Annotated in this window: 13 protein-coding genes; 2 read left to right on the top strand and 11 right to left on the bottom strand. The window is 72.1% G+C overall.

The genetic code is table 11. The features are described 5' to 3' along the window. Nucleotides 1-168: 168 nt before the first annotated feature. The gene (locus ACZ45Q_RS33685; RefSeq protein WP_468268898.1) at nucleotides 169-1,068 is read right to left on the bottom strand and encodes an NAD(P)-dependent oxidoreductase; all 900 of its coding nucleotides are present in this window, start codon (nucleotides 1,066-1,068) and stop codon (nucleotides 169-171) included. A gap of 405 nt (nucleotides 1,069-1,473) precedes the next feature. Here ACZ45Q_RS33685 and ACZ45Q_RS33680 point away from each other — a divergent pair, with 405 nt between their 5' ends. Next, entirely contained in the window at nucleotides 1,474-3,123 is a 1,650-nt protein-coding gene (locus tag ACZ45Q_RS33680) for an FAD-binding oxidoreductase (protein ID WP_468268895.1), read from the top strand. 135 nt (nucleotides 3,124-3,258) lie between these two features. Continuing rightward, complete coding sequence (locus tag ACZ45Q_RS33675) at nucleotides 3,259-4,209, top strand: oxygenase MpaB family protein (RefSeq protein ID WP_468268892.1); 951 nt, start codon at nucleotides 3,259-3,261, stop codon at nucleotides 4,207-4,209. Between the two features lie 75 nt (nucleotides 4,210-4,284). Here ACZ45Q_RS33675 and ACZ45Q_RS33670 read toward each other — a convergent pair whose 3' ends face one another. From ACZ45Q_RS33670 to sbnA, 10 genes are all read right to left on the bottom strand, one after another. Further along, on the bottom strand, nucleotides 4,285-5,271 hold the full coding sequence (locus ACZ45Q_RS33670) for a Gfo/Idh/MocA family protein (RefSeq protein WP_468268889.1): 987 nt from the start codon (nucleotides 5,269-5,271) through the stop codon (nucleotides 4,285-4,287). After that, the gene (locus tag ACZ45Q_RS33665; RefSeq protein WP_468268886.1) at nucleotides 5,268-5,846 is read right to left on the bottom strand and encodes a dTDP-4-dehydrorhamnose 3,5-epimerase family protein; all 579 of its coding nucleotides are present in this window, start codon (nucleotides 5,844-5,846) and stop codon (nucleotides 5,268-5,270) included. Before ACZ45Q_RS33665 ends, ACZ45Q_RS33670 begins: the two co-directional genes overlap by 4 nt. Nucleotides 5,847-5,896: 50 nt before the next feature. Then, nucleotides 5,897-7,006 carry a nucleotide disphospho-sugar-binding domain-containing protein gene (locus ACZ45Q_RS33660; RefSeq protein ID WP_468268883.1) on the bottom strand — a complete coding sequence of 370 codons (1,110 nt, stop codon included), beginning with the start codon at nucleotides 7,004-7,006 and terminating at the stop codon, nucleotides 5,897-5,899. After that, the gene (locus tag ACZ45Q_RS33655; RefSeq protein WP_468268880.1) at nucleotides 7,003-8,379 is read right to left on the bottom strand and encodes an FAD-dependent oxidoreductase; all 1,377 of its coding nucleotides are present in this window, start codon (nucleotides 8,377-8,379) and stop codon (nucleotides 7,003-7,005) included. Before ACZ45Q_RS33655 ends, ACZ45Q_RS33660 begins: the two co-directional genes overlap by 4 nt. A 43-nt stretch (nucleotides 8,380-8,422) precedes the next feature. Next, the gene (locus ACZ45Q_RS33650) at nucleotides 8,423-9,211 is read right to left on the bottom strand and encodes an SDR family oxidoreductase (RefSeq protein WP_468268877.1); all 789 of its coding nucleotides are present in this window, start codon (nucleotides 9,209-9,211) and stop codon (nucleotides 8,423-8,425) included. Between the two features lie 15 nt (nucleotides 9,212-9,226). Further along, complete coding sequence (locus tag ACZ45Q_RS33645; protein ID WP_468268874.1) at nucleotides 9,227-10,471, bottom strand: methyltransferase domain-containing protein; 1,245 nt, start codon at nucleotides 10,469-10,471, stop codon at nucleotides 9,227-9,229. 127 nt (nucleotides 10,472-10,598) lie between these two features. Beyond that, a complete protein-coding gene (locus ACZ45Q_RS33640; protein WP_468268871.1) occupies nucleotides 10,599-12,167 on the bottom strand; it encodes an L-lactate permease in 1,569 nt (522 codons plus the stop codon). Continuing rightward, complete coding sequence (locus tag ACZ45Q_RS33635; RefSeq protein ID WP_468268868.1) at nucleotides 12,164-14,095, bottom strand: FAD/NAD(P)-binding protein; 1,932 nt, start codon at nucleotides 14,093-14,095, stop codon at nucleotides 12,164-12,166. Before ACZ45Q_RS33635 ends, ACZ45Q_RS33640 begins: the two co-directional genes overlap by 4 nt. Nucleotides 14,096-14,097: 2 nt before the next feature. Continuing rightward, complete coding sequence (gene sbnB, locus ACZ45Q_RS33630) at nucleotides 14,098-15,105, bottom strand: 2,3-diaminopropionate biosynthesis protein SbnB (RefSeq protein WP_468268865.1); 1,008 nt, start codon at nucleotides 15,103-15,105, stop codon at nucleotides 14,098-14,100. A 2-nt stretch (nucleotides 15,106-15,107) separates the two neighbouring features. Continuing rightward, nucleotides 15,108-16,157: a 2,3-diaminopropionate biosynthesis protein SbnA gene (gene sbnA, locus ACZ45Q_RS33625; protein WP_468268862.1), complete on the bottom strand. Its 1,050-nt coding sequence runs from the start codon at nucleotides 16,155-16,157 to the stop codon at nucleotides 15,108-15,110. Between the last annotated feature and the right edge of the window lie 254 nt (nucleotides 16,158-16,411).

Below are 16,411 nucleotides of genomic sequence, written 5' to 3'. Positions count from 1 at the left end.
ATAGACCCCCTTCCCTCGGCGTCTTTCTCCCCCTCCCCCCCCCCCCCTCGAACCCCCCCCCCCCCCCCCCGCCGCCCCTCCCCCCCCCCCCCCCCCCCCCCCCCCCCCCCCCCCCCCCCCCGCGACGGGCTCGGTGCAGGCCGGTGACGCCCTGGCGCCGGCCAGGTGTCACGACCGCTTCGTGAGCACCTCGAACAGGCTGGAGAAGCCGTGGTCACCGTGGCCGTCGGCGATCCGGCGGTCCATCAGTTCCTTGACCTCCCGCATGCGCAGGGCTTCCACACCGACGGATTCCCGGTGGCTGATCATGTCGTCCATCAGCGCGGCCTGGACGTCGAGGGAGCCGAGGTCCGGGCCGTACTCGCCGCTCTTGATCGCCTTGCCCATCGAGGTGAGCAGCGGCGGGTAGGCACTCACCGAGCCGGCGATCCGCTCGGCGAACTCCGCCACGTCGAAGCCTTCCGCCTGCACCAGCTTCAGGACGTGCAGGAAGCCGATCAGCAGCTCGTAGCAGACCGCCACCTGGCCCATGAACTCCACGGCCGCCGCCCCGGCGTCCTCGCCGTGGTAGGAGACCGTGCCCAGCACCTGAAGCGCCGGCTCGTGGGCCTCGAACGCCGCACGGGAACCGCTGAACGGGAACATGATGTTCGGCGTCCCCACGTACGGCGGGTCTCCCATGATCTTGCCGTCGATGTACCGGGCCCCGCGCTCGGCCGCCCAGCGCTCGTTGGCCCGGGCCTGGGCCGGTGAGCCGCTCGTGACGTTCACCAGGACCTTGCCCTCGACCGCGGTGTCGACGGAGGCCAGGACTTCGTCGACCGCGGTGCCGTCGAGCAGACAGATCACGACGAGCGGACTCGCCGCCACCGCCTCGGCGGCCGTCACGGCAGCCGTGGCACCGGCGTCTACCAGCGGCGCGCTCTTGCTCGCGGTCCTGTTCCAGACCGTCGTACGAAAGCCGCGGTCGATGAACGTCTTCGCGATCGCCGATCCCATCTCGCCGAGACCGAGAACCGTGACGGGACCGGCAGCGCCCGTGGAGCCGTCGGTTGTCGTTGTCGTCATAGCGTTCCTTTCCGCTTCCGCACAGAATTCCTGCGGATCAAAGCCCGCACATCATGCGATGCACCGCCCGACACCGCGGTCGGCTGGAATTTCTTCCCGATCGGACCGACGGTAAGCGCCCACGGCGGACGCGTTCAACGAAGCGACACGTTTTATGTCAGGTCCGGAACCTGACAAACTCGCCCGCCGCCCCACCGGAAAAGCCGGCACTTCGGCGAAGCTGGCCGCCGTACCGACGGGGACGACAGGTATTTCCGTCACGCCCGATCCGACGCCGCCCTCGTCCAGGTCCCCGGCTCACCGGCGCCCGGCGCCGTCGCCGGCCGTCGGCCCGGGTCCCCGTGCCACTGCCCCTGCCCGCCACGCCGACCGGGCCGGCGTGTCCCCCGACCCCTGGAAGGAAACATGTCGGAGCACAGCAGAAGGAAGTTCATCACCGCCGTGGGCGCCGGCTCGGCCGTCGCCGTCGGCGCCGCCGCCGGTCTCACGGAAATCGGCGGGACCGCGCGGGCCGCCACCGCCTCGCACGGCGCCGATCCTTCCAGCATCCTGACCGCCCGCCCGGGAGACCCGAACTACGCCGACGCGATATCCGGGTACAACAACCGGTGGGTCGCACGGCCCGACCAGGTGCGCTTCCCGACGACGACGGCGCAGGTCGTCGCCGCCGTCCAGGAAGCCGTCGACGGCGGCAAGAAGCTGACGGTCCGCAGCGGCGGGCACTGCTACGAGGACTTCGTCTACAACTCCGAGGTCGAAGTCATCATCGACATGGCCTACATGAACGAGGTGCGCTTCGACGAGCGGCGCCGCGCGTTCATGATCGAGCCGGGCGTCAAGCTGCGCGAGATGTACGAACTCCTCTACCGCGGCTGGGGGGTCACCGTTCCGGCCGGGTACTGCCCCCTGGTCGGCGCCGGCGGCCAGATACTCGGCGGCGGCGTGGGCATGTACTCGCGCAGCCTCGGTCTGTCCGTGGACCACCTGTACGCCGTCGAGGTGGTCGTGGTCGGCCGCGACAAGCGGGTCCGTGCCGTCGTCGCGACCCGGGAGAAGGACGACCCGAACCGGGACCTGTGGTGGGCGTGCGCCGGTGCCGGCGGCGGCAACTTCGGCATCGTCACCCGGTTCTGGATGCGCAAGCCCGACGCCACCGGCACCGCCCCGCGGGACCTGCTGCCGGTACCCGCCTCGAAGGTCCTGACCGCCCACTACGTCTTCCCGTGGTCCAAGGTCGACCGGCCCCGGCTCGGCCGTCTGCTGCGGACCCACGCCCAGTGGCACCTGGACCACAGCGCCCCCGGCGACCCGAACCGCAAGCTCGGCAGCTACCTGTCCTTCTTCCCCGGGCCGAAGGGCCGCGCCGAGCTGTGGGCGTACTTCGACGGTTCCGACGCGACCAGTGAACGGCTGATCCGGGCCTACATGGACGAGATGAACCGGGCGGTCGACGGGGCGGGCGGGGCGGAGCCCGACGTCCAGAAGCACACCTTCCTGCACACGTACCTGCTCAACTCGGGCCGCGGCGACGTCTTCATGAACCCGACGCTGCGGGGCGAACACCGCTCGGCGTACCTGAAGAAGGCGTTCACCGAGGAGCAGACCGACGCGCTCTACAAGAACATGGTCACGGACGGGTACGAGAACCCGTACGACCTGGCCTGGCTGGTCCTGGCCTCCCTGGGCGGCCGGGTCGGCGACTTCGCCGCCGACGCCACCTCCTTCGCCCAGCGCGACGCCATCTTCCAGCTGCTGTGGGAGATCCACTGGATGAAGGAGGAGGAGGACGCCCCGCACATCGCCTGGACCCGGAAGATCTACTCCGAGATGTACGCGGAGACCGGAGGCGTCCCGGTGCCGAACGACGTCAACGACGGCTGCTACATCAACTACCCGGACAGCGACGTCGCGGACCCCGCGTGGAACAGGTCGGACACGCCCTGGCACGAGCTGTACTACAAGGGCAACTACCCGATGCTCCAGCGGGTGAAGGCCCGGTGGGACCCGACGGACTTCTTCAACCACCGGCTTTCGGTCCGCCTGCCGAGGCGATGACCTGAGACCCGACCCGACCGCACGGCACCCGCGGAAATCCCCGGCCCCCACACGACAGGGTGTCGGGGATTCTGCTCGAAGCACACCGGCCGACGTCTTGCATCGTCAAAAAGCGGCGAGAAAAGGAGACCTGGCATGAACGATTCCGAGCGGTACGCCCGGCTACGGGAAATCGAAGGGATGGACGTCGAAGAGGAGGCCACCTACATCTGGTGGCTGGACATGGCGTACGAGTTCCCGTGGGACTTCGGGGTGGCCGGCGCCATCGCCTTCGCCAGCAGCGTCGCCCCACCGCACATGGCCGCCCTGCTGGTCCGCACGGGCGAGATCACGCAGAACACCCAGCGGCGGATGGAGCACTTCGGTCTGATCGCGATCGCGATGGCGCGGTACGGCTTCAAGGACCCGCGCGGCCTGGCCGCGGTGCGGCAGATGAACCGCATCCACGCCAACGCGGTCAGGCACATCAGCGACGAGCGCCAGCGGTGGTCGATCAGCAACGAGGAGTTCCTGTTCGTGCTCGCCACGGGCATGGTCATACCCATCCGCTGGATCGACCGCTACGCCTGGCGCAAGCTGAGCCGCCAGGAGCGCGTCGCCGCCTATCTGCACAACAGGGAGATGGGCAGGCTGATGGGCATCAAGGACATCCCGGAGACGTACGAGGACCTGGTCCGCTTCCACGACGAGTACGTGGAGAAGCACTTCAGCTACTCGCCGGAGGCGGCCACGCTCTGGCAGTCGCTGGAGCCGACCGTGATCGAGCCCATGGTCGGTGCTCTGCCCGAGCGGTTGCGGCCGGTCGGCCGCAGGCTCGCCAAGGCGGCGGTGCCGGCGATCATCACCCCGGCCATGCGCAAGGCCTTCGGGGTGCGCCCGCCGTCCCGGCTGCTGCAACTGCTCGTCGACACGGCCATCAGGGTTCGCTCCGCCTATGTGCGCCGGCAGCCTCCGCGGCTGGAGTGCCCCATTCCCGATCCGATGCCCAGCCCGAGCTTCCCGGACGCCGACTACCGGATGGAGGACCTCGGCCCGGCACACACCGCCGGCGCCAAGTCCCCCTCCCCCGCCGCACGCGCCGACTGACCGGTCCGCGGCGCACAACGGCACAGGGGGCCGCTCCCCCGCCGCTGGACACGGCGGAGGGGCGGCCCCCCTCGGTTACGCGGCCGAGGTGTCCTCCCCGCCCGCGCGGGCCACCGCCTCCAGCAGGAGCGCCTGCCGGAGGGTGTCCTGCGCCGCCTCCGCGGGTGCGGCGCCCTCGCGCACCGCCGCGGCGAAGGCGGCGACCGTGTGGGCCACCTGGTCCTCGGGCGGCAGGGTGATCTCGCGGGTGCCCTGCGCGGTGGAGAGCCGGATCACGGGGGCGTGGCCGGCGGCCGGGGTGAACGCCGGCTCCACGGTGAGGCGGCCGGCGGTGCCGACCAGTTCGTACGCGCTGCGGTAGGCGTGGTCGAGCCCATAGGTGAGCTGGGCCGAGACCCCGTCCGGTGTGCGGAGCAGGACCGCACCGGAGGTCTCCACGTCGATCCCGGGTGTGCGGGCGCCGGTCGCCCCGACGACCCGCAGGTCCGGTCCGAGCAGGTGCAGCGCGGCCCGCAGCGGATAGACACCGGTGTCCCACAGGGCACCGCCGGCCAGCTCGGGACGGTAGCGGATGTCGTCCGCGGGGCGCCGGGGAACCGTGAAGGCGGCCCAGAGATGGCGGAGTTCCCCGATCGAGCCGTCCTCGACGAGCCGCCGCACCCGGGCGTGCTGTCCGTGATGGACGAACATGACGTTCTCCATCAGGGCCAGGCCCCGGCGTTCGGCGAGCCGGTACAGCGCGGCCGTGCGGCCGGCGTCCGCCGTGACCGGCTTCTCGGCCAGCACGTGCTTGCCCGCCTCGAGCGCGGCCTCGACCCACCGGTCGTGCAGGGCGAGCGGCAGCGGTACGTAGACGGCGTCGATCCGCTCCTCGGCGAGCAGCGCGTCGTACCCGGCCAGCGCCGTGGCTCCGTACGGCGCGGCGGTCTGCCGGGCACGGGCGATGTCGCGGGCGGCGACCGCGGCCACCCGGGTGTCCGGGCAGGCGGCGAAGGCGGGCAGCATGCGCCGCCGGGCGATGTCGGCGCAGCCGAGCACGCCGAGAGCGATCCGGCCCGTCACACCGCCACCTCCGGGTAGCGCGGGAGGACGCCGGCGGCGACGGTCTCGGCGAGGGTGGGGGCCGAGCGGTCGCGGGGGGAGAGCAGCGGGGGCCCGGTCAGCTCCCAGGGCAGGTTCATGGCGGGGTCCAGTGGGTTGATGTCGATCTGTGTGCCCGGTGCGTACACCGTGGACATCAGGTAGCAGATGCAGGTGTCCTCGGTGAGCGCGAGAAAGCCGTGGCCGACGCCCTCCGGGATGTAGAGGGCGCGGCCCGACTCCGCGTCGAGGGTGACGGTGTGGTACGTCCCGAAGGCGGGGGAACCGACGCGCAGATCGACGATGACGTCCTGAAGTGCCCCGCGCACGCAGGTGACGTACTTGGCCTGCCCCGGCGGGATCGCCACGGTATGGATGCCGCGCAGGGTGTGGCGGCGGGACACGGAGTAGCTGACCTGCCGGGGCACGAAGGGCTCGCCGAGCACCTCCTCCAGTCTGTCGGCACGCATGCCCTCGTAGAAGCGCCCCCGTTCGTCCGGCAGCAGCTTCGGGGTGACGGTGTAGGCCCCGGGGATGGCCGTGGGGGCGATACGCACTGCGGTGCTCCCTTCTCGACGGCGCGGTCGCTCGACGGCCCTCGCTCCGGTCAGGTGGCGCGCGCCGCCACGAGCCTCTCCATCTCCCCCACGATCTCGTGCGGCAGGGGCATGTCCGCGATCTCCCGGGACAGAACCTGGGCCCGTTCCCGGTAGGACGGGTCGGAGAGCATCTGTTCGCAGGCGGCGACGACTCCCTTCTGCCCGCCCTCGGTGACGAGGACGGCCGCACCGTAGGCGTCGACCGCGCGGACGGCGGCCGTGGGGTACTCGGGGTGGGCGATCAGCTGCGGCACGCCCGCGTTGAGGCACGTCATGTCGGTGCCGCCGCCCCCGTGGTGGACGACGACGTCGCAGGTGGGCGCGAGGACGTCCAGCGGCACCCAGCCGACGCGGACGCCGGGGAGTTCGTCGCGCAGCTCCGCCGCCACGACCTCCGGGGCCCCGACGACGACTTCGACGCCGAGTTCACCGATGGCCGTGGCCAGCTCACGCAGGGACTCCCCGCTGAACAGCCGGGTGCCGGCGGTGATGTAGACGCGGGGGCGGTCGCCCTTGGCGTACATCCACGGCTCCAGGGCCTGCTGGGGGTTGCCGGGCACCCACCGCATCGGCCGGGCCGGGACGGGGTTCTCGGGCCGCAGGCCGGGCGGGCAGACGTCCAGCCACAGGTCGGGGGCGGGCAGCCGCTCCAGACCCATGTCGTGGAGGACCGGTGCCAGGACGGCTTCCGCCCCGGGGTCGTACATGCGGGTGTCGATCCGGTCCCACTCCAGGCGCACGGAGGGGATGCCCAGATGGTGCGCCAGCAGCGGCGCGGTGTAGAACATGCCGCCGCCGACGACGATGTCGGGGCGCCAGTGCTCGGCGAGGTCGAGGAGGGCTTCGATGCTGTCGAGGGCGACCTCGGCGTAGGCGCGGCCGACGGCCCGCGCGTACTCGTCCGCGTCGTCCGGCACCGCGCCCATGAAGGCGCTGATCTCCTCCATCGACACCGGGGAGATGCGTACGGCCGGCAGCCCGACGCTGGCGATGTTGGGCAGCACCCAGTCGATGCCGCCCATCAGGACCTGGTGGCCGGCGTTGCGGGCGGCCGTGGCCAGCGGGGTGTGCGCGAAGATCGGGTAGGGGCTGTTTCCGGGGATGAACAGAACCTTCATCGGCTGACTCGACCTGCTTTCGTGAGCGCTTCGGCGGCCCTGAAGCCCGACAGCATCGCGGCCTCGGTGGTGGGTGAGTTGAAGTAGTCGCCGGCGAAGACGACCGGGGGGCGCTGCCGCCGGATCAGCTGTGCCGAGCGCCGGTAGCGGCCCGGGGCGGGGATGGGGAAGGCGAAGGGGCGTTCGGCGATGTGGAAGGGCTGCGCGCTGTCCAGGGGGAAGTCGGGCCACAGCGTGGTCAGCAGCGGCTTGACCTCGGCGAACTGTTCCTCGGCCGGGCGGCCGAGCAGACGGCGGGTGACGGCGCGCCCCGGGTAGGCGAACACCAGCACCTTGTCGACGAGGCGGCCCTCGGCGTCCCGCACCTGACGCGGGTAGGTGATCATGTTGCGCAGCGGCGGGTCCTCGGGGCCGCCGGCCAGGATGTGGGCCTCGGGGCGGACGGAGCCCGCGTCGGCGAGGAAGGAGACGGAGAGCGCCGGCTCGTACCGCTGGGTCTCCAGGAAGGGCCGGACGCCGGTGCCGATGGTCTCGTCGGGGAGGGAGGCGACGAGTTTGGCGGCGGCCGGTGCCGGGGTGGCGACGACCACCTCGTCGAAGGTCTCGGTGACGGGGTCCTTGTCGGGGCCCGCGGCGGTGATCCGTATGCCTCCGGTGCGGCCTCCCTCGGCGTGGACGCCGGTGACCTCGTGGGAGAGGCGGAGCTCGGCGCCCTCGGCGTTCTTCTCCGCGAGGATCTCCATGCCGTTGCGCAGCACGTAGAAGCCGGAGCCGCCCATCCACGCGAGGAGGGAACGGGCGTGGACGGCGGAGACCTCCTCGCAGGCGAAGTTCCAGAAGCCCTCGACCTGCGGGCGCATCAGATAGTCGAAGCCGCGCCGGGAGAGCCGGCGGTAGCCCCACTCGGCGGCAGACCGTCCGTCGTCGTGCTCGGCGACCTTCGCCGGATCGAACATGTCCAGCTCGGCCTTGCGCCGGACCTGCGCGAGGGTGCTGAGGAAGAACTTGATCCGGTCGGGGAACGAGACGTGCGGATACCTCAGCAGGGTCATGGGGTCGCTGGGGGACAGCGGGGCGACCTTGCCCCGGTGGGAGATCCACAGGGTGCCGGAGATCGGGACCAGGTCGTCCTTCAGGCCGTACTCCTCGATCAGCTCGGTCATGATCGAGTAGAAGCTGACGTACATGAGGTTGATGCCCACGGAGGGCTCGATCTCCGGCCGGTGCCACGACCGGGCGCGTCCGCCGAGGCCGTCCGCGGCCTCGAAGATCACCACCTCGCGGCCGGCCCTGATCAGCTGTCTGGCCGCGGCGCAGCCCGCCATGCCGCCGCCGATCACCGCGGTCCTGCCCTTCCCGGTCCGACCGGTCATCTCTCCGCCTCCGTCCGTCGCTGCTGTGCGTGACGCTGCTCGCTCACTGCTCGGGCACCTCGCCGTGCGGCCACTCCAGCCCCTGGCCGAGGCCGCCGTCGACGGGCAGCTCGGCACCGTTGGTGAAGGTGGCGTCGAAGCCGAGGAAGAGCACCGCGGTGGCCACCTCCTCCGGGGTGCCGAACCGCCGCATGGGTGTGATGCGCTCGCCTTCGCGCTGGTTGGCCGCCCGCATCTCGTCGGTGAGGCCGGCGTGGCCCATCGAGGGGGTCTGGGTGAAGCCGGGACAGACCGTGTTCACGCGGATGTTCCGGGGCAGCAGCTCGGAGGCGAGGATCCGGGAGAAGGCCCGGATCGCGGTCTTGGCGGCGGTGCCGACGCCCGTGCCGACGTACGCGGTGCCGCTGGTGGCCCCGGTGGTGAAGACGAACGAGCCGCCGTCCCGCACCAGGGGGGCGAGCCGCTGCGCGGTGAAGAACGCGCCCTTGGTGTTGGTGTCGAACATCCGGTCGTAGGTCTCCTCGGTGACGTGGCCGAGGGAACCGAACTTGACGTACCCGACGTTCACGAAGACGAAGTCGACCTCGCCGAGCGTCTCCTCGACCGTCGTGCCGAGCCGCGCTATCGCGCCCACGTCGGCGGCGTCGGAACGGATCACGTGGGCCCCGGGGCCGAGTTCCGCGCGAGCGGCGTCCACGTTCTTCTTGTCGTTCCCGGTGAGCAGCACCTCGGCGCCACCGGCGAGCAGGGCTTTCACGACCGCCATGCCGATTCCATGGGTGCCGCCCGTGACGACGGCTTTCTTGCCCGTAAAACGTCCCACCTGACGCATGTGGGTGCTCCCTTTTCAGACGATGTGGACGTCGGGCACGTAGAGGATCCAGCGGCCACCTGCGTCGCGGAACTCCTGTTCCTTCGCCATGATCTCCTCCGCGTGGTTCCAGGCGAACAGCAGCGCGTAGTCCGGGTAGGGATCGGAGAAGGCGTACGGCGGCCGCACCGGAATGTGCCGGCCAGGCGTGAGCCGGCCCTGCTTCGCCGGTGTGCTGTCGCAGATGAACGGCACGAGATCCGGGCCCATCCCGCAGTAGTTGATGACGGTCGCGCTCTTGGCCGTGGCGCCGTACCCGACGACGGTGCGGCCCTCGGCGCGCAGACGGGTCAGCAGGTCCATCAGCTCGGCGCAGCCGCGCCGCACGCCGTCGGCGAACTTCCGGTACGTCTCCGGGTTCGTCAGCCCCTGCGCGCGTTCGCGGTCCAGGAGCTCGCCGACGGCCGCGGCAGGGCGGCGGCTGCTGCCCTGCCGGGCGAGGGTGTAGCGCATGGATCCGCCGTGCACCGCGAGCGGCTCGACGTCGACGAGGGCGAATCCGTGGGCGCGGGCCAGGGCGGCGACGGAGTTGCCGGAGAACAGGTAGAAGTGCTCGTCGTAGATCTGGTCGAACGCGTTCTGCGCCATGATGGCGCCCAGGTGGCGGTCCTCCAGGACGAGCAGCCCGTCGGGCGCCAGCAGGGCGTCCACTCCGCGGAAGACGGAGCCCAGGTACGGGATGTGGCTGGTGGTGTTGGCGGAGAAGATGACGTCCGCGGGCCCGTCGCTCTCGGCGATCTCCCGTGCCGTGGTCTCCTCGAAGAAGGCGGTGCGCGACCGCACGCCCTCCGCCCTGGCGAACTCCGCGACCTGCGCGGAGGGGTCGACGCCGAGGTGCCGGACGCCGGCCGACGCCACGGTCTTCAGCATGGTGCCGTCGTTCGAGCCGATCTCGACGATGAACGGATCGGGGCCGGTCAGCTCGGTCCGCAGCAACCGCTCGGCATACGCCTCGAAATGCCGGCTCATCACCGAGGACATGGCGGAGCGGTAGGGGTACTCCTCGTGGAACATGTGCTCCCGGGGCACCTCTTCGAGGAGCTGCACCATCGTGCACGACGTGCAGACTCCCACGGCGAGCCGGAAATAGAACTCCTGCCCGGCGGTCTCCGGGGTCACAAAGGAGTCGGAAACCGGCTGCCTGCCAAAGTCAAAGAACTCCTCGACGGCACCGCCGCATATTCGGCAATCGGCCACAGCCACACTCCTTTGTGAGTTCATGACGGGCGAGCATCTCTGCGTCAAAGGGTGTCCGCGGCGCCGTCCGGGCCTCAATGCGGCCGCGGACTCTGTGTCAGGTCCTCCCCCACCCCGGAATTCCGGTCGTCCCCTGCGGGAGCCGTCGTCGTCAGCGCCAGAGCAGGGCGATGGCGCCGAGCACGAGGAACACGGCGGCGTGCACGGTCAGGACGGTGCGCAGCACCCGGCCGGTGTCCACGGGCTCCTCGTCCCTGCGGGTGTCGGCCGTGGTGGCCTCGAGCACGGCCGTGGTGCCGGGCGCCGTGCCGGGCGTGGCCGTCGTGGGTGCCCGGTCGCCGGCCGGCCGTTCCGGGCGCTCGGCGGGTACCGGGGCCCGGGGGCCCGGTGAGGCGGCGGCCAGTTCGGCGGCGAGGACGATGCGGGCCACGGAGCCGCCGGAGGCCAGGGCGGCGCTGACGTTCTGGACGCCGACGAGCTGGACCGCCGGATAGCCGAGGGCGTGGGCGGCGGCGCCCTGGCTCGCGGCGAACATGGCGTTGGCGCCGGTGTTGGAGCCGGCCAGGAAGCCGCCGGCCGCGCCGATCCAGGGGGCGAGCACCAGGTAGGCGGGGCCGAGGGAGGCGCAGGCCTCGGCGATCTCCCGGCTCATGCCGGTGACGGTCAGCAGGGCGCCCAGGATCAGGAACAGGGCGGTGGTGAGGGTGACCTGCCACCAGCGGACGGTGGCGGTGCGGACCGTCTCCGGCAGCAGCGTGTCGGCGGCGCCGAGCAGGCGCGGGGTCAGGGCGCAGGTCAGCAGCAGCCAGCCCGCCGGTCCCGCGAGCACGGTCCACCAGCCTTCCTGGACGTCCGCCGCGCTCAGGACGGCCCGCCCGAGGAGCAGGCCGGCGACGAGGAAGGTGTAGGGGGCGAGGGCGCGGCCCACCGGCTCGGTGCGGCTGGCGGCGCCGGCCGTGGAGCGGCCCGTGAGGCGGGAGACGAGGAGGAGGACGGCGATGGTGGCGAGGCCGCCGAGGACGCCGGCGAGCGGGACGCCGAGGTAGGTGTTGACCGCCCAGACGGTCAGCCACAGCGTGCCGGTGGCCAGCAGCAGTTCGCCGCCGGAGGCGACGGCGCGACGGGCGCCGCAGGCGACGGCGAGGGCCGCGGCGCCGCAGATCAGGAAGACGGGCGCGGAGAGCAGGGCGGAGACGACGCCGAGTTCCTGGAAGTCGACGCCGCCGAGTTCCGCGGAGACCAGGGTGCCGGGGGCCAGCGAGCCCCACGGGACCGTGACCAGGCCCAGCAGTCCCACCACGGCGGCCCGCACGGGGACCAGCCCGAGCCGGCGCAGCAGCGGGATGGCGACGACGACGCCGATGCCGAAGCCGGTGAGCGATTCGGCGAAGGGCGTGACGCCGAACACGATGAGCAGCACGGCGCGGCTGTGCGAGCTGCACGCCCCGCCGAGCCGGTCGCCAAGCCGGCGCTGTGCCCCGGTGCGGGTCATCAGCTCGCTGAGCAGGATGCCGCCGAACAGGATGCCGGCGAGTTCGACGAGCGTGGGCAGCATGTGCAGTTGGGCGTCGCCCAGCTCGGCCAGGGGCGTGCGGAACGCGGTGGCGGTGAGGACGGCCCCGGTCCCCAGGGCCGCCAGGGCCGCGTACAGGGCGCGGACCCTGGCGGCGAGCAGGGCGAGGGTGATCAGGACGGGCAGGGTGGCCAGGAGCGCGTTCACAGGGCGGCCTCGGGGGTGGTGTGCGGTCGGTGTCCCCGGGCGGCGGTGTCGAGCAGGGCGCGGACACAGCGGTCGGCGTCCCGCAGGGCGCGTGAGACACCGCCGGGCGAGGGGACGTAGTGGTTGTAGAAGGTGGCGCCCTCGCAGAGCGGGCCGAGGACCCACAGGTGCCGGTCGACGGTGCCGTCGCGGCCCACGGGATGCTGCTCGCGGGTGATGTCGACACCGCGGCTGCCGGCCGCCCGGGGGCGGTGGCGGCGGATCCGGCCGCTGTCGCGCAGCTGGGCGAGCAGCGCGCTGCCGGTGCGGTCCGCGTCGGGCCGGCCCGAGGTGGCGTGGCACAGCCAGTCCGCGTGGGTGGTGTACCGGCGGGTGAGGCGGGTCGAGGACAGCCGCCAGGCGCCGGCGCTCTCGTCCCAGGCCACCTCGGGCTCGGGCCCCAGGGGCACCTGGACGACGCCGGCCCGGATCAGGGCGAGAAGCTCGCTGTGCCGCTCCGGTTGGGGGCCGGTCACGGCGCGGTTGAGCACCGCGGTGAAAGCGCCGTAGAACTCGTCGTGCGACTTCTCGTCCAGTCCGCCGAAGTCGACGGCGTGGCGCAGGACGTCGCGCTGGTCGCGCAGCACTTCGAGCGCGGACTTCAGGGGGCTGGCGCCCAGGCCCTTGGTCGCCTCGGCGAGGTCGGCCCGCAGTGCGGCGGTGTACCGGTCGCGGTAGTCGTCGCTGTCGGCCGGTGTGCCGAGGGCGGGGAAGAGCACCCGTTCGGGCACGAACCGGCCGTGGGCGTCGCGGTGTTCGGCGTCCAGGCGGTCCAGTTCCGCGTCCAGCCTCTTCTCGCGCACCGCGGTCCGCAGGGCCCGTTCGGTGGCGCGTGCGGCGGCGTCGCCGTCGAGGGCGGCGCAGCGGCGGTGGAACGCGACGCGCATCTCGGTGCACACGAGCGGGACGAGGTCGCCGTGCAGGCTGAGCGTGCCGTCGGTGGAGCCGGCCCGCAGCCGGTCCACGGTCTCCTCGGTGAGGACCAGCGGCGGGAACGCGCGCTCCCGGTTGGCGGCGGGGCGGGCCCGGAAGGGCAGTCCGGTACGGGAGAACAGCACGATCCGCGGCTCGCGCCCACTGGGCATGTACGTCCCCTCGGGCGTGTACCGGCCGCCCCGGCCCACGGTGAGGGCGGCGAGGGCGTCCATGCCCGACAGTCCGGTGCCGGCCAGCGCGACGGTGTGGTGCGGCGCGACCGGCGCGAACCGTTCGGCGGGCGGGTAGGGGGAGTCGATCCTGCGGTGGTGGCCGGGGGTGCGTGGGCCGGGGGGCGGCGGGGTGTGGCCGGTGGTGAGGAAGACGTACCGGCTGCGCAGCACCGTCCCGTTGTCGAGGGTGACGACTCGCAGACCGTCGTCGGTGTCGTCGTCGGTGAGGGAGACGGCGGTCGCCGGGTGGAGGCGGACGTTGAGATGCGCGGGGGTGCGGTCCAGGGTGCGTTGCAGGAACCAGGACAGGTACTCCCCCAGCAGACGGCGCGGCAGGTAGTCGTCGGGGCGTATCTCGCGGCCGTCGGCCCGCACCGTGTGGCCGTCCCCGGCCACCCGCAGACCGCGCTCGCGCACCCACTCGTACAGGCCCGGGCCCCGGTCGCCGATCGCGGAGCCCACGGTCGCCTCCTCGGGGAACAGCGACACCTGGCTGCACACGGTGTTGAGCAGCAGGTGGTCGGGCTGGTCCGGGGTGTGCAGTCCGGTGCCGTCGCAGGCCGGGTCGACGAGGTCGACGGTGAGGGGCCGCTGCTCCCACTCGGGGCGGGCGGCCAGGGTGACGAGGCGTTCGAGGACGCCGATGCCCCGGGAGCCGAGGCCGATGACGCACACGCCGGTCGCGGGCGGTGCGGGGCGCGGGGGCCGCGGGGCGGCGACGGAGGAAGGCGTCGGGTGCACGGCTACCACCGCCGGGTCTCGCCGAAGAAGTCGGGGATCTCGACCGCTTCGCCGGACTCCCGCGCGCCGCGGTGGACGAGGCACCCGACCGCGAGGTCGAGGACTCCGAGGCCGAACGGCGAGAAGATCACCGGGCGGTCGGTGGCGATCTCGACCTGGCCGCGGATCACCTGGGCGAGCGTGCCGTCGATGAAGTCGCGGTGGCCGTACTTCTGTTCCGCCAGGTGCGGGGAGGTGTCGGCGGTCATGCAGTGGCCGACGTCGTCGAGGATGTTCTGGGCGCGGACGACGATCTCGGGGCCGATGTCCCGCAGCGAGATGTTGAGGACGGTCTGCCCGGCGGTGAAGAAGTCCTCGTCCCGTACGTAGGGCTCGCCGGCGGTGGTGGCGAACACGACGAGGTCCGCGCCGTCGACCGCCGTCCTGAGGTCTTCCTCGACGCGGGAGGGGTAGGCCAGCTCCCCGGTGGCGTACTCGGCGAGGGCCTGCCCGTAGGCGGGGACGCGGTCGTGGACGACGAGGTCGTCGATGGTCCACTCCTGGGCCTCGAAGAACTCCAGGATGTTCCGCGCGATGATGCCGGCGCCCACGACGGTCAGCCGGGCCGCGGTGCGCCTGCCGGTGAGTTCCTCGGCCGCCAGGACCGCGGACGCCGCCGTGCGGGCAGCGCTGATCTGGGAGGCCTCCAGGCAGGCGAACGGGTACCCGGTCGCGTAGTCGTTGAGCAGCAGGGCCGCGGAGGCGCGGGGCACCTTGTTCCGGATGTTGCCGGGGAAGCTGCTGATCCACTTGATGCCGGCGACGTCGTGCTCGCCGCCGAGGTAGGCGGGCAGGGCGATGATCCGGCTGTCGGGCTTGTCGGGGAAGCGCAGGAAGTAGCTGTTGGGGTTGACCGAGTGGCCGTCCTCGTGGGCCAGGTAGGTGGCGCGCACCTCCTCCACGATCTGCTTCCTGCTGCGAGCGATGATGCCGCGGGCGGTCCTGCCGCCGATGACGCTGAACTCGAACATGGTCATCCCTTCGCCGCGAAGGCCGCGGCGCGCTGGTACTCGGTGTCGGAGGTGGTGCCGGCGGTCCGGGCGGCGGTGTCGCCGGCGCCGGGGACGCCCGGGTAGGAGTCGAGCCGGCCGAAGCGCTCGTAGACCCACACGTCGTCGTAGATGGTGTCGAGGTAGCGGTCGCCGTTGTCGGGGGCGATGGCGACGACCAGCGAGCCCGGCTCGATCCGGTCGCCGGTGCGCTCCACGGCGGCCAGCACCGAGCCGGTGGAGCCGCCGAGGGCGATGCCGCGCTCGGCGGCCAGGCGCCGGCACATCCGCACGGCCTCGAACTCGGGGACCAGGACGGCCTCGTCGACCCGTCCCGAACGGAAGATCTCGGGCCGCCGGCTGGTGCCCAGCCCGGGGATGTGCCGCTTCCCGGGCGGCGCGCCGAACGTCACCGAACCGACGGAGTCGACGGCGACGATCCTCGTGCGCGGGGAGTGCTCGCGGAAGTAGTCCGTGCACCCCATGAGCGTTCCGGTGGTGCCGGCGCCGATGTACAGATGGTCGACGGTCCAGCCCTGCCGGGCGATCGCGACGGCCGTGCGTTCGTAGTGGGCGCGCGGATTGGCCGGGTTGGCGTACTGGTTGGGCCACACCAGCGAGGGGTCCTCGCGCAGTCTGTCGTGGATGTGGTCGATCCGGCTCTGGAGGTAACCGCCGTTGGCGTCGCGCCGGTTCACCACGACGACGTCCGCGCCGAACGCCTCCATCAGGCCGATGCTCTGCCGGGTGGTGTTGGGGTCCACGACGCAGGTGAAGGCGTAGCCGCGGGCGGCGCAGACCGAGCTGAGGGCGATGCCGAGGTTCCCGGAGGAGGACTCGATGACCCGCCCGCCGGGCTTCAGCCGCCCGCTGCGCTCCGCGTCCTCGATGAGGCCGACGGCGGCCTTGATCTTGATGGATCCGGCCGGGTTGAGACCTTCGATCTTCAGCTTGAGATCGACGTGCGGAAAGAATCCGTCCAGGTCCAGGAAGACACTGTCCAGGACCAGTTCATGAGCGTTCCGATAGAGCATCGGCCCCCCGTTCTCCGACGGTCAGGTCCGGGCTCCCCCGGTGGCTCGACGGCCGGACCTCCTACGACGACAGCGGTCGCCCCGACTCTGCCGCCGCCGCGGCGGTGCCCGCTCGGCCGGACGAGGAATCTGTCACCTACGCGGGCACCTCCGCGGGTTGGTCAGCCGACGACGGTCCAGGTGTCGTTGCCGGTGAGGAGGGCGGCGAGGTCGCCTTTGCCGTGTTGTTCGACGGCGGTGTCGAGCTGGTCGTT

The sequence above is a fragment of the Streptomyces sp. NPDC031049 genome, assembly GCF_055571015.1.
The sequence above is the reverse complement of the archived record's forward strand: the minus strand, read 5'-3'. Positions and strand labels throughout refer to the sequence as shown.